Source organism: Pseudoalteromonas sp. SG41-1 (assembly GCF_014164575.1).
GTDB lineage: Bacteria > Pseudomonadota > Gammaproteobacteria > Enterobacterales > Alteromonadaceae > Pseudoalteromonas > Pseudoalteromonas rhizosphaerae.
This window is the reverse complement of record NZ_JACJFL010000040.1, coordinates 1-15,622: the sequence shown is the minus strand read 5'-3', so window position 1 is coordinate 15,622 and position 15,622 is coordinate 1. Positions and strand designations below refer to the sequence as shown.

General features: G+C 38.7%; 9 protein-coding genes. 4 read left to right on the top strand and 5 right to left on the bottom strand.

Annotated features, from left to right (window positions below):
- Window positions 1-117: 117 nt before the first annotated feature.
- Together H5203_RS17505 and H5203_RS17500 are read right to left on the bottom strand one after the other, a co-directional pair.
- A complete protein-coding gene (locus H5203_RS17505) occupies window positions 118-1,440 on the bottom strand; it encodes a metallophosphoesterase (RefSeq protein WP_145235529.1) in 1,323 nt (440 codons plus the stop codon).
- Between the two features lie 48 nt (window positions 1,441-1,488).
- Window positions 1,489-4,260 carry a TonB-dependent receptor gene (locus H5203_RS17500; RefSeq protein WP_145235313.1) on the bottom strand — a complete coding sequence of 924 codons (2,772 nt, stop codon included), beginning with the start codon at window positions 4,258-4,260 and terminating at the stop codon, window positions 1,489-1,491.
- A 335-nt stretch (window positions 4,261-4,595) separates the two neighbouring features.
- On the opposite strand from H5203_RS17500, the gene H5203_RS17495 reads away from it, so the two are divergent.
- The 4 genes from H5203_RS17495 to H5203_RS17480 all read left to right on the top strand — a co-directional run bounded on the left by H5203_RS17495 (window position 4,596) and on the right by H5203_RS17480 (window position 10,409).
- A complete protein-coding gene (locus tag H5203_RS17495) occupies window positions 4,596-5,516 on the top strand; it encodes a GGDEF domain-containing protein (protein WP_145235311.1) in 921 nt (306 codons plus the stop codon).
- A complete protein-coding gene (locus tag H5203_RS23150; RefSeq protein WP_145235309.1) occupies window positions 5,513-6,538 on the top strand; it encodes an AraC family transcriptional regulator in 1,026 nt (341 codons plus the stop codon). The genes H5203_RS17495 and H5203_RS23150 overlap by 4 nt, the downstream gene beginning before the upstream one ends.
- Window positions 6,539-6,606: 68 nt before the next feature.
- A complete protein-coding gene (locus H5203_RS17485; protein ID WP_145235307.1) occupies window positions 6,607-7,176 on the top strand; it encodes a sigma-70 family RNA polymerase sigma factor in 570 nt (189 codons plus the stop codon).
- 8 nt (window positions 7,177-7,184) lie between these two features.
- Entirely contained in the window at window positions 7,185-10,409 is a 3,225-nt protein-coding gene (locus H5203_RS17480; RefSeq protein ID WP_182820037.1) for a serine/threonine-protein kinase, read from the top strand.
- 47 nt (window positions 10,410-10,456) lie between these two features.
- Here H5203_RS17480 and H5203_RS22980 read toward each other — a convergent pair whose 3' ends face one another.
- From H5203_RS22980 to H5203_RS17465, 3 genes are all read right to left on the bottom strand, one after another.
- Window positions 10,457-11,809, bottom strand: a complete 1,353-nt coding sequence (locus H5203_RS22980; protein ID WP_145235303.1) for a PQQ-binding-like beta-propeller repeat protein — start codon at window positions 11,807-11,809, stop codon at window positions 10,457-10,459.
- 148 nt (window positions 11,810-11,957) lie between these two features.
- On the bottom strand, window positions 11,958-12,227 hold the full coding sequence (locus tag H5203_RS17470; RefSeq protein WP_145235301.1) for a hypothetical protein: 270 nt from the start codon (window positions 12,225-12,227) through the stop codon (window positions 11,958-11,960).
- Between the two features lie 207 nt (window positions 12,228-12,434).
- The gene (locus H5203_RS17465) at window positions 12,435-15,332 is read right to left on the bottom strand and encodes a PKD domain-containing protein (RefSeq protein WP_145235299.1); all 2,898 of its coding nucleotides are present in this window, start codon (window positions 15,330-15,332) and stop codon (window positions 12,435-12,437) included.
- Window positions 15,333-15,622 lie beyond the last annotated feature (290 nt).

Below are 15,622 nucleotides of genomic sequence, written 5' to 3'. Positions count from 1 at the left end.
ACAAATGTTTACGTAACCGTAAATAAATGTACAAATATGCAATAAAATGCACAATTTTACACATTAAAACAACAAAAAACCAGCGTAGTTACACTGGCTTTTATGCAAAATATAAGTTTATCGAGTGCGTTTAGAAAAACTAAAACTACCTTCATCAATAATACTGCCCGTTAAATCTCGTGGCGTGGTATAAAAGCTCACATCAAGCTTATTGGCTTGATTATCCAAACTGATATGACTAAACCCCCATACAAAGCTTTTTGACCAAAGCAAATCATATTCAGGATATTGGCGTTCTTGAAACTGTGCAAACGGGGTATGTTTACCACGCATTTTAGACGCAGCGCCAGAAATGATCAGCGGCAATTTGCCAACGCTATTACCGGTATCAAACTTTGAGCAATCATCGGTTAGTAACTCTAAGTCATGCTCGTGGCCGGCAATATAACCATCTGCATATTTGCAAAGAGTTGGCATTAGTAATTTACGCAGTACGTGGCCTTCACTATATTTAGTGCCCCCAATTGACCATAAAATATGATGCCCATAAACCAGTTTCCATTTAGCAGTCGAGTTTGCAATGCCTTGTTTAAGCCATATAAGCTGAGCTAGGTCTTCATCATTTTGTGGCCCTTCATGGGGGTCATGTACTTCAAGAACTGCGCGGCCATCACGTATTGCTTGTTGCTCATCTGCTTCGCTGCCATCTGGGTTTAGCGGCACATCATAATAACTTTGCCCTGCCAGTAACATATTGGTATCGAGTACAAAAAACTCTACATCGTTACCCGGCTCACCCATTTTGTAGCTATAGTAGCCTTTTTCGTCTAGGTGAAAGTTCGCTTGCTCTGCCATCCATTGCGTTTGTACCGCTACGCCTTTGCGCGAGCTTTTCCAATCATGATTACCTAATGCGGAATACACCACTAAATTAGGCTCAGCTTTAAATAATGGCTCAAGCGGCGCATACACTAAGTCGTGTAAACGTTTTTGGTCGTCTTTACCATCATTAGCATCGGCACCATCAGGGTATACGTTATCACCGAGCTGAATAGCAAATTGGCACGCTTTTGTTTCACACAATTTTGCCATTGCGATCCCCACAGCCTGAGCACCCCCTTGCTCTGTAGCAATCTCAGTGCCTGGATAAATATATATTGGTGCATGGTCAAATTCATCGCGAGGGCGATAATCTTCTAACCAATCAGCAAGCTCTGCGGCTATAAACTGTTGCTTGTTTTTAGGGTTGGTTATGTGTTTAGTTTTTGGATAGTCAACATGATAACCACCATCACCAAAAGCTAAAAACTCAATCTTGTCGGAGGCTTTTTTACTGGTACTTGCGACGTCAGTACTGCTTTGTTTGTTACTTTGAGCTGTGCAACCAACCGTTGCTAAACATGCGGTTAGTGCAATATACAAAATAGTTTTATTAATCATAATACCCTCAACAATGAGCCTACTGTTAAGCAGGCTCATATGTTCACCTTACAAAGAAGAAAACGTAAAACCTAGCTCAAATGTACGACCGTAAGATTCGTACTGGTAGTTGTAACGTTTTTCGCCGTGGTACAAGTACATTGGCTCATCTGTTAGGTTGGTAGCATTGAAATACACGTTCATATTATCGTTTAAGTAATATTTACTGCTGAAATCCAATTGCATGTGGCTATCTTCATAAACCGCCATATCAGCATCATCAAACTGGAAACTCTCACTCTTATATGATGCGCTTAAACGAGTGCTAATAGCATGATTTTCAAAGCCAACAATGATATTTGCCACTGTGTCTGCTTGATTTGGTAATTTTTCATCCGCATCAATAAAGGTTCCGTTTGCACCAAGCACAAATCCTGATTTAAAGGTTTTGTTCCAGTTTAGCTCGATCCCCGTTAATGACGCTTTACCGCCATTAACCATTTGCACTACTTCGTCAAAACCATCCCAATCACCGTTATCTTGTACTTCTTGTTGAATAATAAAGTTGTCGATGTCTTTATAGAAAACACCAGCAGATAACACCCCAATGGAACCTGGGTAATATTCGATTGATGCGTCTAAGTTCATTGATTCATAAGGGTCGAGAGCTGGATTACCGACTTCAGCTTTACGCTCTGTAACCATTACGCCTTCATCTTCAACTGTTTCAGTTTCAATTAATTGGTAAGCGGCCGAATCGCTAAAGGTTGGCCGCGCGATAGTATTGGTGTAAGCAAAACGGGTCACTAGTTTATCGCTGATGTTATAGCGTAAATTTAAGCTTGGTAAAAAGTAGTCATAATCTTTACTTACTTGCCAAGGCGTTGTGGTAACAGTTTCTGTATCACTTACTTTATCGACTACTAAGTCAACTTGGTTACCTTGCGTTTCAAACTTAGTACCTTCATAACGCACGCCCGCGACAACATGTAACTTATCAATATCCATGCTAACCATCGCATAAGCGGCGGTAATATCTTCATTACTTACATAACTTTGACCATCAGATTCAACTTGTGACTCATTACTATTGAAAGCAAACGCCTCTTTATTTTTTCTCACAAAGGCTTGAATCGCGCCGCGATCAAGACCCGGTCCAAAACTTCCCAAATCAAAGTCAGGTGCAGGCGCGACAAAGTCGCTACCAAGAGCATCTAAAAAGTCGCCATCATAAATAGCAACCTTTACATCATTACGCTTTTCGCGATTTTGATGTTTAAAACCAAACTTAAATTCACCATTATTATTTTGCCACACAAAATCACGGCTGAAGTCGAGTTTAAAGCTAAGCTCTTCGTCTTCACTAAGGTTATTGGCCGCTTCAATTTTATCCATCTCAAACAGGCTTAAATCGTGGGCATTAGTCGATTGGCTTAATAATGGAGTATCAACGCGCGCAATGTAGCCCATATCAATATCTTTACCAGCAAAGGTCACATCTAAGCGGTTTGGCTCTTTTTCTTCTGATTTAGAATAACCAACATTATATTCAACAAACCAATTATCTAATTGATTTTCACCACCAAGTACCAGTGAAAGAATACTTTGTTCTTCATAACGGTCTTTGGTATCGCGGTCCATTTCTGCACCACTAAAGTTTGCACCGCTCTCGTTGCTATCTAATAGTTTGCCATCGCTAAACTTATACTCATTACGTTGGCGATACTCATCATCAGAAAAGTCACTATATAGTGTGCGTAAATAATATTTATCAGTGGCGCCGCTGTGTAAATCTAAATTAAGTGCTGCACCTAAACGCTCACGGGTAATTTGATACTGGCGTTGCTCAATTTCTTCAGCGCCAAATAATGAGACCTTGTCGCCAGTTGCTGCATCTTCAACATCAAATTCACTCCAACCACCGTCGGTCTCCATATTACGTGAACCAAAATCACGCTTAAACCAAGAAATAGCTGTTGCTACACCTAGATCAAGACCACCATCAAGCTCATAAACATTAGTGTAACTACCTGAAAGCTTCGGGCTAGTTTTTGACTCTAATTCGTTATATGAGCCCTGTGCAGTAAAACTATAGCTTTCACCTGCTTTATCAAAGGCACTTAAGCTTTTTACTTCGATAGAGCCACCAATAGCACTGGCATCCATGTCTGGGGTAACAGTTTTACTTACTTCTAAACTTTGAATTAGTTCACTTGGCAATACATCCATCGCCACAGAGCGAACACCGGCCTCAGGCGACGGCACATTTAAGCCATTAACCGTAACGTTGTTTAAATTTGGATCAATACCGCGAATACCAACAAATCGCCCTTCACCTTGGTCGCGAGCGATAAAAATACCCGGTAAACGCTGTAATGCTTCTGCTGCGTTTTGATCAGGGAACTGGCCAATCGAGTCTGCACTGACTACCGATTTTAAATTAGTTGCGTTTTTTTGACGGTTAATTGCGCCTGCTTGGCCAGCACTTTGGCCATAAACAATGATATTGTCGATGGCTTCTTGTTGCTCACCAATAATAATTTGTTGTGTAAAAACTTGTGAATCAACCACCGTAATTTTTTGTTCTACCGATGGTGCACCAATGTAATCAACCACTAGGGTGTAATCACCCGCTGGCAACTTATTAAATGAAAAAGAACCATCGCGGTTACTTACCGTATTTAAGTTTAACTCTTTAACCGATACTTTCGCGCCGCCAAAATACACACTTTGGCTGGCATCAGTGATGCGACCTTGCACACGACCATCCGCTAAGGCTGGGGTCGCATATAAAATACCACAACACGCTAATGCAATACTCGATTTGATAAAAGGGTTCATAATTGTTCTCTTGGTTGCTGCTAATGATTTTGATTGTTTACTTGGCCATGCTTGGCTCGCAGCAACACCCTAAAGGGCAATCATGAAAGAAATATGTCAGTACCCGTTACACCCTTGATAATTAGCCGTTGTATGAGCATTTTAAGTAGTTAAATACGGTAAAATGAGCTGATTTGACCCCCTGTTTTTGTGGTTTTTTAATTCAAAAATCAACAATAATCCGTTTGAAAAGTTGCCACCGTAAAAAATATGTCATCACTGTGAGCTAATCTGACCCTAGTGGTGTTTAAGCTGTTTGCTTATTCTGCCTATCAAATATACCTATTGAGCTGACAATGAATTTATCGTTTTTAAAATTACATCGCTCATTACTGCTTATCTTAGTGGTGATGTTAACCAGCGTATTAACCCTGACACTTAGCTACGGCCACTACAAAGGCCATAGCCAGATCGACTGGTTTGATGTCGGTGGCGAAGGCGGTATTACTGCCATGACCCTGCTATGGATCTTTTTTATTCTATTAAGTAGACCAAAGGGACGAGTAACTAACTTATTATTCTCAGGCCTTGCGATTATGAACTTATCGATGACCCTCGATTTTATTGATGAATTTGTATATTACAGCGATGAACAAGCATGGCTCAGTACCATTGAATCTATTCCCGCACCATTTGGGATGATTTTAATGACCATGGCTTTGTATCATTGGCACCAAGAGCAAATGACCATTAATCAACAATTACGTAATCGCGAGCGCTTTTATCGAGAGCATCAACTCAGTGATGCTATCAGCGGCCTAGCTAGCGCCGATTATATGAAAAGCCAGATCAACCGCGAGCTAAATTTGCTCCATCATAGCCTGCATGGATTTTCATTACTGATGTTAGATATTGCTCAATTTGATCGGTTTAATCGTCAATTCGGTGATGCAGAAGGCGATAAGCTGTTACAAGAGTTTGCTCAAGTGATCACCTTGAATGTACGTGAACAAGATTTAGTCTGCCGTTACGCCAGTGATTGCTTTATTGTCATGTTACCCAATACCGAACTCGCTGTTGCAGAGCGGCTAAGCGTATCGTTAGTCAGTGCTTTAGAAGCGTTTTCGTTTAATAGCAGCGACAAAGCTGTGAGCTACAAACAAAAAGTACACACCAGTTTAGTAGCTGCAACGCACCGTGATTCGACCTCTGGTTTACTCAGTCAATTGCATCAAAAATTACTAACGAACAAAAACTTACATGGACATACTGCGTGAGTGCAAACCTTAGCAACAGCAGTTATATCGACTCTCCTTATCAAGGTTTACAGTCATGGGCGGCGCAATTAGTGGATTTAGCCAAGCACCGAGGGGTACACCCTGATAAGTTACTCAAAGGGACTCGATTATTTTATCAAGATTTTGCAGCTGGAACGGCTTCGATCAGTGTTGAGCAATTTTATCGATTACAAGAAAACTGTCGTCAATTTGATAATCAACACCAACTCAGTTTTTTACTAGGGCGAAAACTACTTAATCACAATCCGTTATATAGCGCATTTTCTCAAGCAGAAAGTTTACGCACACTGCAAAAACTACTCACACGCACTCCTTTACATGGCTTTAACTTATTTAATGCCGAACATAAATACCATCAAGGCCGACATTACTTCATTATCAACCTCAGCTTCGGGGCAATAAATGCAGCCGTTGAACAATTTTGCTGCGAATTATTTGCCAGTTTTATCGCTGCAACATGTAAATGGCGAATAGGTAATAACAGCGATTTATGTTTTTCGTTTCCCTATGCGCAGCCCTCACACATAGAGCAATATCAAACTAACCTACAAGCCAACTGCAAGTTTTCACAACAATTATTTATGGTCAGTATTAGTGATGAACTTTATAACAAACACTTAATAGATAGCTGTCCGAGCCTGCTGCAGCAATCATTAGCAACCATAAAGCAGCACCCTTTACCCGCTGCGCCTTGGCTGCAATTAGTGCGCAATCATATTGGCGCTCAACCACAACAAAACCTCGAAACAGTTGCCCAGCATTTCGCTATGAGCCCCGCCACTTTTAAGCGAAAACTAAAACAACATCATACTCGTTTTAGCGCCTTGCAAGATTGTATCAATCGCCAAACCGCGGTGTTTAATATCGCCACTTTAGCGCAAAGTAACGAAACCCTAGCAGGCGAACTTAACTTTAGCGACTTAACTAACTTTCGCCGCGCATTTAAACGCTGGACTGGGACGACTCCCTCACAGCTGAGAGAATTGATTAACGAACATTAAGTTAACACTTGTAATTAAAGTCCCGCAAATGTACCTTATTAATTGAAATATCGAAATAAGGAAGATCGATGCAGGCATCATTAGAAGATCTAATCAATGGCTGGCAAAATGGTTGCCCGCAAAGTGCTGATGAACTTAAAGCTCGGCTTTACTACCACCTGAAACAAGTTTGTCATGTACATTTAGAAGGTTACCGTAATGAAATCGATTCAACCTATGTATTGCAGCACTTACCGCATACTGGATCGCTACTACATCAATCACTTATTGAATTAATCCCGCCACAACAAAGCATTAATCACCAAACACAATTTAATACTTATTTAAGTGTATTTATCCGTAATATTTTACGCGATGAAATTCGCAAGTTTCAAACTCTCAAACGCACTCCTAACGCAGAAAAAATCCAGCAACAAAACGATCAACTAAAACACCAAGAGGATTTTTTAGCATTAGATAGCGCCCTAAATCATCTAGAAAAAAATCATCCGCAAAAAGCTCAAATATTCTCTCAACATTACTTTTTGGGCCTAGATACTAAAGTGCTAGCTAAACAATTCAAGGTCTCACTTGCTACTATTTATCGCGAATTAGATGCTGCTAAAGCGTTTATAAAAGTGCGTATTCAAACAAATTAAGATAATTAATGAATCAATTTAAAGACGCGCTTTCGTGTTTTGAACACTTACTTACACACCATGCCAACAACTTAACCTCAGGATTGCTGCAATTACAACTATCTGATGAACAATTCATCATTGAAGTGAAGCAATTAATAAATGCACATACAAGTAATGATCAAAGCTCATTGTTTAATGACTTATTACATGGCCAATTAAATTTACTTACTAATGATCATCAGCTTTTACAACTGCAAGGCGGCGAAATAAGTCACTTTAGGTTAGAGCAATTAATTGGCTATGGGGGAATGGGTGCAGTTTACTTGGCGACTAGAAATGATGGCCAGTTAAATCAAAAGGTAGCGATTAAGTTATTTTATCCATCCATTGTACAATTACATGGACAAAAACATGTTTTACAAGAAGCGCAATATCTTGCCAAATTATCACATCCCAATATAGCTAGCGTATTAGATGTCGGTAAATGCAGTATTGGCACTTACATCATCATTCAATATATAGCCGGTGATACATTAATTAACTACGCAAAAAACCTTTCGCAAAAAGCAAGGTTAGAGGTATTTCAAAAAGTATGTGATGCCGTTGAGTATGCTCACCAAAATAGGGTGATCCATGCAGATTTAAAGCCTTCAAATATCCTAGTAGATAACAATGGTGAACCTAAACTTGTTGATTTTGGGGTTGCGCGTTCCAGTTCCATGAATCATGAAATACCATTACATAACGCATATATAAAAGCGCTTAGTCACGAGTTTGCAAGCCCAGAGCAACTGGCTGGTGAAAGCTTAACAACCCAAGCTGATATCTATAGCCTCGGGCGTATTTTAGAAAAACTACTTATACAACCTATTAGTACAGAGCTTCAAGAAATCATCAATAAATCACTGGCGCCACTACCACAGCAACGCTTTGCATCAGCAGATACATTAAAACAAAATATCGCCGCTTATCTGGCGCATCGTCCATTACTTTGGTTTAAACACTCAAAAACATATATATTAGGTAAGTTTATAAGACGCTCCCCTCTTACTGCTGCTCTAATAACCTCAACTATCGCTTTTTTGGGTGTCGCCTGTATTAGCTTATTTCTTTATCAAGATGAACAAAAGCAAGCCGCAAAGCAACAGTATGAACTGCTCAACTTTTATCAAAACTTACTAATTAGCAGCACACCGCTAGCGCCGCAAGGTGCAAAACTGTCGGTATCGGCCTTGTTACTTGCTGGTGTTGAACAAGTAATGCAGAGTCAATTAAGCCCAAAAAACCAACAAAGCGTACTCTTAACCGTTGCCCAAAGCTTATACTTGCATGGAAATTTTACAGCAGCTTTAGATATATTGGCGTTGTGCGATAGTTCGATTGACATGCAAATATTAAAAATTAAAAGTTTAATTAAATTAAATCAACAACAAAAAGCACGAATTCTTTGGCAAAAACTATCGCAGCAAAACCCTCAAAACAGCAACATTAAATTGCTTGGTTGGCTTACTAAAGATAGCTATTTAGCTGGTGACATAAAGCAGATCAAAATAGCTTTTCAAAATAGCGATGCATCCGAACTAAAACTGGAATTATTAATACATATTTTTACTCATCGTGATAATCACCCTATACTCAGCCGTCAATTAATTCTCGAGAATGAAAATACGACAGCAACGTCTGCCTCGCAAAAAGCATGGCAATCGTTAATGAAAAGCAGCCTACTGATAGAAGATAATCAAATAGACCAAGCAATTAAGTTACTAGACTCAACATTAAAAAATGCTGCGAATAACTACCACCCACTACATTGTGAGCTCGCAAAATTAAACCATTTTGCGGCAAATTCATATGCTCAAGCAGGTGCACAACTTGCGCAAGAACAAGCCCTGAATAAAGCCATGTTTATCTATCAACAGCTACTCCCAAACTTTGAACATGAACTTAGTACTGTACTATATGAGCAATATCAATATTACCTAAAAGAACGTGATTATTTGCAAGCAAATAACTTTTTAAATAAACAGCTACTACATTGTTCGACAAGTGATCAAAAATGCATGAAGGGGCGTTATGAAAGTACCATGCTAGGTTTAAGTTTGCGTAAGTACTCACAAACCTTAAAGAATGCAGAGCTATGGCTTGCCAATGGTACACAACAATCAAGCCAATATTACGATATCACCTTAGCAAAATACACGGCGCAATATGAACAAAATACACTGAATAAAACAGCATTATTTGATATTGACCTAACACAACTAAGCAAGCAACAGCAAGTTCAATGGTTAGAGCTTGTGATAAAAACAAATATGTTTAATACTTTAACTTCACAGCAAATGCAGCAGCTCATTGTTTATGCTAAATCAAACTCTCCCTTGGCATTTGAATTAATAGCGACTATTAATAAGCTAAACAATAATCCACACACACAGTGGTTAGCACAACTCGAAAAGCAAAACCATATATCACACTCCACAAAGAACCAATTTAGCCCTGCCAGAGATATCAACGCGATAAGTGAAACAAAGCGAGTTAGCTCGATCACGGCCCCTAAACATGCAAGCCAACTAAAAATAGGCTCTGAATTTACGATTGAATGGGATAGCAAACGATTAATTGGCAATACGATAAGTGTATTAGTCAATCATACCGTCAACTATAAAGTTAACAGCTTTGATGATTTTAATAATTTGAAGAAAATTGATTGGCACCCAGCGGCAACTAATTTAAAAAACACGGGAACAGCCCAAATTGACCCTTATCATTTTATGGCCAATGGCACAAATCGCTTTAAACTTATGCTCATCAGCGATTTAGGCTATTGGAGCCTATCTGATGGTTTCTTTAGTATTGCTTCAGGTAAAACTGTTGATAACGGTTTAGAGCACTTTTTACTAAAAGACAAATTGGTTACAACTATTATCACACCTAAAGCCCTTGATATTTACCCTGTAGGTCAGCAAAAAACGATAACCTGGAACGCCAATAAACTCTACGGACAAACCGTTGCTATGTATGTTCTGCATGATGACTCTCGCGGAATTGGCGATAAGCAACAAGTGGATTTAAATATCGTGAATAATAGGCGCTGGTACCAGTTCGCTGAAGAACTGCCAAATACAGGAGAGTTTAACTTAGACCCTGCACTATTTAATGGCCGAGGTAACAATTATAAAATTTTAATCGTCTCTGATCTGGGTTACTGGAGTGTTTCTGATAAACGGTTCTCAGTGGTAAACCCGTTGTAATTTTAGTTAAAGCAATCGCACACTAGTGCGACTGCTTTACTTTAACTTTACTTAACCACGCCACTATTTTGATTATCCCGGTGAATTTTAGACCAAGTATTAGGCATTAAACCTGTGCTGTCGGTTTGAATAGCCACAAGCTTACCTGTTGCACTTGCGGCCGATACATTACTTTCAGATAAAGTACCTATGTATAAAACCCCCTGACTATCGATAGCTGGAGAAGACCAAGTTACATTTGCTTTTAAATCATATTGCCATGCAAGCGTGCCATCTGGTTTATATGTATAAAGTAAATTACTTTCTGAAGAAAAGTACACATTACCATTATCGCCAATGGTAGGAGACACATAAACATCACCGGTAATTGCCACTTGCCATTTTATACTTTTATCATTGATATCGAGTGCGTAAAACTCACTATCATCATTATTTTTTGTACCAAAATAAATCGTACTACGCGACTCATCTATCGCTACCGATGAGCGAATGTATGGCGCCTCGAACACCTGCGGGTTTGGTAACTCAAACTGCCAACGAAGATCCAAATTATCATCAAAGCTGTATAAAACTCCGGCTTCAGACCCAAAGTAAATATTATTGTTAGAATCAATAGCTGGAGTAGAGTAAACCAAGTCACCTTCAAAGGTGTCTATATCTTTGAATTCGCCAACTAACTCATAACTATTTAAATCAAGCTTAAGTACGCGCCCTTCATCATAAAATACCAATTCTCCATTGTGATTTACCGCTCCATTTACAAATCGGTCTTGTCGCTCTGCACAGTTACATAAACGCTCAAACAAGCTCTCACCCGTTTGCGCATTAAAAGCGCGGATATCTAAACCGGTATATATAACTTGGCCTTCAAAAGCCGCAACCTTGGTTAAACCAGAACCTGTTTGAAAGCCATAATCAGATACGCGTTGACGCCACATTTGCTCGCCGCTACTATTTAGAGCTACTAAATCGCGATATGCTTTTTCAAACTCACCTACTCGCTTATCAACAGTGAAATAAATATTTTCATTATGTACAACAGGGCTTGAACGCACTTCTTCACCATTAGGCAAAGTGTAACGCCACTTTTCACTGCCATTGCGGTTATAAGCTACCATCAAATCACTGCCTGCGGGGTCATTGCGTACATTCTTAGCTGTGCCTATATAAATTGTTTGCTCATCAGCACTAAGTGCCGGTGACGAGTAATAAGCAAAGCTTGTTGTTGGTAATAATTTTTCCCACACTAAGCGCGACGCTTCTACTTTATCTGGCTGTTTATCTGCATCAGATTTTGTAGTTTGTGAGTCATCGCTACCACCTCCACAAGCAGATAGAAGAAGACTGAACGTGAATAAAATTGATGTTTTAACTTTAGGTGATTCAAACTGTAACTTCATGTAATTCCTTAGATAGTTATTATTTATAGCTAAATAAATTTTACGAAGAAATCACAACAATGACAGACACGAATAGCAGTTAAATTTTTCTCATAAATTTAAAATATTTTTATCTGTCTTAATGGCGTTACTAAATCGTTGAGACGAATTACTTATTCTTAGCGTCTGGTATTGCCTCTACAGGCACGCAACTATTAGGGTCTAGCTCAAAGCCCTCGTGCAATGCATTTTGCATTTTAGCTAAAAACGCTTTACTTAAAGGCTCACGTGCCGTGATTGAATGATATTCAACCTCTCCTTTATGTGTACATTTATAAGGATATACATACTGATTTTCATCAATCTCTGCAGATGGGTCACTCATCGCGCACCCTGGTAAAACACCAACCATCAAACAACAAAAAATTAAACGAGCCACAATCACCTCCATACAACACCATAACAGCGGGTTTACCCCCGTTCTTTTAAGGGTTTACCCCGCGTCGGCCTTATAACCTAACATTTACACATTTTACGTGATATAAAATCTCTGCGACGGTAATTTTGCAGGCCACTAAAACGAATAAAAGCGCGATAAAAATTATCGCGCTTTATTTTTGTTAAAACTAAAAGATTGTAAGTGGAGTTAACGCTGTGCGCTTTCTCTTAATGCATTTGTGTTGTTAACAAAATCTTTTGCTTTTTGCTGATCAAATAAGAAATAGTTAAAATCTTTACTGCTATTTCCTACATCATTAGTAATAATAATATTAAACTCATCAGTCACTAACGATAAGTACATTGTATTTTGATCATCAGGGAAGCTAATCATGCCTGTGTCATCAACACTGTAATCAAGCTCTGTATTAATGGTTGTGAAACTTTCATCACTATAAATTGTGATTTTATCTTCATCAAACTTCAAATAACTAACCACCCACTGATCATCTTGATCTCGGTCAACCATATATATATCGCGCCCGATTAAATGTTCGACGTTACTTACTGGTTTATTGTCGGCAACAATACTCATGTATTCTTTGGCATCGTTTTCGCTAGTAAAATGCGGCCAAATATGCTCTTCAAAAGTAGCAATTACCACATTACTCGAGCCAATTAATAAACTATAATTAGCCCCATACATTAATGATGAACCATCGCGTAATATTAATTGATTATCAGAAAATATCTGGTAAGTCCCTGTTGATAGGTTGTTATCTTGATAATATTGAAATGAGTTATTGTCATCAAAATGAAAATAACCAAGCTCGCCTTCCACTTTATAATCATGATCTGTAAAATACAAACGCTTACCCAAGTAGTTATTAGGGCTAATTAGGCCAGTCAAAGAAACAGGGGGCTGATAGCCTATCTGTTGTAAAATTTCATCAGGTAGTGGAGACGAAATAGGCCGCTCAGTTGCTCGATTAAACTTGCGATTATCGAACGTTTTCTCTCTTGGTTCCTCACCTTGGCTATAGGTAAATTGATGCATGTTATTTACATAAATAGTATCTTCGATCTGTTCAATTAGCTTCCATTGCCGAGTATTCCACAACCAGCAATTAGGATCTTGCTCAACGTAGTAACAATCATCTCGTCCATTTAGGTTTCGCGTTATTGTAAGAATGTCATCATCAAGATGCCAGTTACCAGCATAAATTCGACTTTCAGCAACTGATAATTGCCCATCCTCATTGCTGTCGTACACACTCATCGAAATAGCTTTGCCATCAGGCCAAAGCTCAAACCAAAACTCATCTAAACTCTTACCATCAAAGTTGTAGCTATATATTCCAGGGATTGTTGCAATATTGAATGTCTCTGATTCGTCGATAATACTGCCAGTACCTACACTCGCATTTTTAATTCCGTCAAATTCACTAAATGCAGCAAACGTTGCAATATCACCATCACTTGTTAATTGCCTAAATAGTATTGTTTCATTATCGTAATCACTCAGTGTGATATGTAATGACTGTTTGTTATTATCTTCTATCATTCGCCAAGTAATAGGCGTATTTCCAAGCTCTGAAACAGCACCTGTTCCATCGTCATTTAACATTAACGTAATCGCACCAAGAGATACTTGATCAACGAAAATATGCGGTGCAGGCAATGCAATAGGGTTTTGAGTTTGCGCGAAGGTAAAATCAACTTGCTCATTTTGAGTGAATACTTTAAGGATAGACTCGTTAGTGAGTTGATAATTTTCTAACTCACCATCTGGGTACTCTACATTTTTATACTCAGTTTCTTTGACTAAAAAACCATTTTCAGTTGCCGCAATTAACTTTAGCTCTGCTTTATAAGTAGTAACCTCTTGGCGAACCCGCTTTGTTTCACCATCAATTTCAATATCAGCAGTAGTCTGATAAGCATAAAAACCTTCAGGATTATTTAAGGTATACACATCGTTTTGATATATCCAGTCGAAGCGACCATCATAATTTTGAAGAAGGTAACGACCAGTGCCGTCGTTATCTAATTCAATAACTTGATTAATAGATAAATTGCCACGATTATAGTAAAAAGTTTTAATGTTATTAGTCTTTGTAGACTGAACAACCTTCTCATCAGCTAGCATTTCTTCTTGGGCCTGGCTAAACTCGGGCGTTTGCTCCACTTTTTTAATATACTGAGTCATTTTTTCATTATCTAAAGCCAGCTCTAAAACATTATTTACTCCCTCGGGTAAAGCAAATAATTCATTGCTCGTTGATTTGTCCAAAATAACTTTTATAGCCGTAGCAACCTTAACGAGCTCATCAGCACTAATCTCATTCGACAAGCGTTTCAAGTCTTGCTCGCTTTTAATGTCTACGAATAAATTTTCTCGCGCCAAAAGCGCCGACTTTGCTGTGGTTAGATTAGTAATATTTACCGAAAAGTCTTCGTCATTAGTAAGTACAGCGTCATCGCCCGCTTTCGTTTTTAAGCTTGCAAAGCTCATTAGTCGTGACTGCAACAAAGCGGCTTGTTGTTGCTCTTTACCCTGTGCTTCAATTGTCACCAATTGACTCATATCAGCATCATCGTCAAGTGCTAACTCTAAGCTATAATAACCATCGCTATTTGTCGTTGTCGTGAACTCTTGCGATCCTATTTTGGCTTTTATAGCCGCGTCAATTAAGGGGGAATCTGTTGCTATGCCTTCCAGTGATAATTTAACCAGCTGCTGTTGAATATCAACTACAACATTTTTTTCACTCGTTAAACCTTCACTGTCTGTAACAGTTAAATTTAAAGATATTTTTTTATCTTCGCTAACACTTGGCGCAATAAAGCTAACAGTCCCTGTATTGGTGTTCTCTAATGCAACTGACAACCCTGCATTTTGGCTCCAAAGATAAGTAACGGGGCCTTCATCTTGCACTGTGGCACTGATTGAAATAGCTTGTTTTTCAACTACTGCTGTATCGCTTACGCTAATAACTGGTGCGGTATTTATAGGCTCATCAGGGTGATCAACAAAATCAGATTCACAGCCAGACAATAAAGCCAGCGAAATAGATGCCGCAAGCATTGATTTAATTAGATTCATAAAATTATCCCTTTCGTTGTTATATTTTGTCTACCTGACGATAATAAGATAATGAACAATAAATAACCCATAACGAAATCTGTATAATAATTTCTCACAAAATTAAAATATTTTTTTATTTTCCACTTATAGCAATTTAGGTAATACTGAATTTCTCAATAAAGCCCCAGGGCAAGAGCATGAAAAAAGTCTATGATTTCAATACCTTTTCAAGGTAATCTGTACTGCGCATAGCTTTTTTCTGTTTTGCGGGCATGCCTTTATTAAAGCTTGTTTCTGCTTTTAGCTGA

Bases quoted from the DNA above. Each gene is read 5' to 3' on its own strand.
- H5203_RS17495 (WP_145235311.1), top strand. From the start codon at position 4,596: ATGAATTTATCGTTTTTAAAATTACATCGCTCATTACTGCTTATCTTA.
- H5203_RS17505 (WP_145235529.1), bottom strand. From the start codon at position 1,440: ATGATTAATAAAACTATTTTGTATATTGCACTAACCGCATGTTTAGCA.
- H5203_RS17465 (WP_145235299.1), bottom strand. From the start codon at position 15,332: ATGAATCTAATTAAATCAATGCTTGCGGCATCTATTTCGCTGGCTTTA.
- H5203_RS17500 (WP_145235313.1), bottom strand. From the start codon at position 4,260: ATGAACCCTTTTATCAAATCGAGTATTGCATTAGCGTGTTGTGGTATT.
- H5203_RS17480 (WP_182820037.1), top strand. From the start codon at position 7,185: ATGAATCAATTTAAAGACGCGCTTTCGTGTTTTGAACACTTACTTACA.
- H5203_RS22980 (WP_145235303.1), bottom strand. From the start codon at position 11,809: ATGAAGTTACAGTTTGAATCACCTAAAGTTAAAACATCAATTTTATTC.
- H5203_RS17485 (WP_145235307.1), top strand. From the start codon at position 6,607: ATGCAGGCATCATTAGAAGATCTAATCAATGGCTGGCAAAATGGTTGC.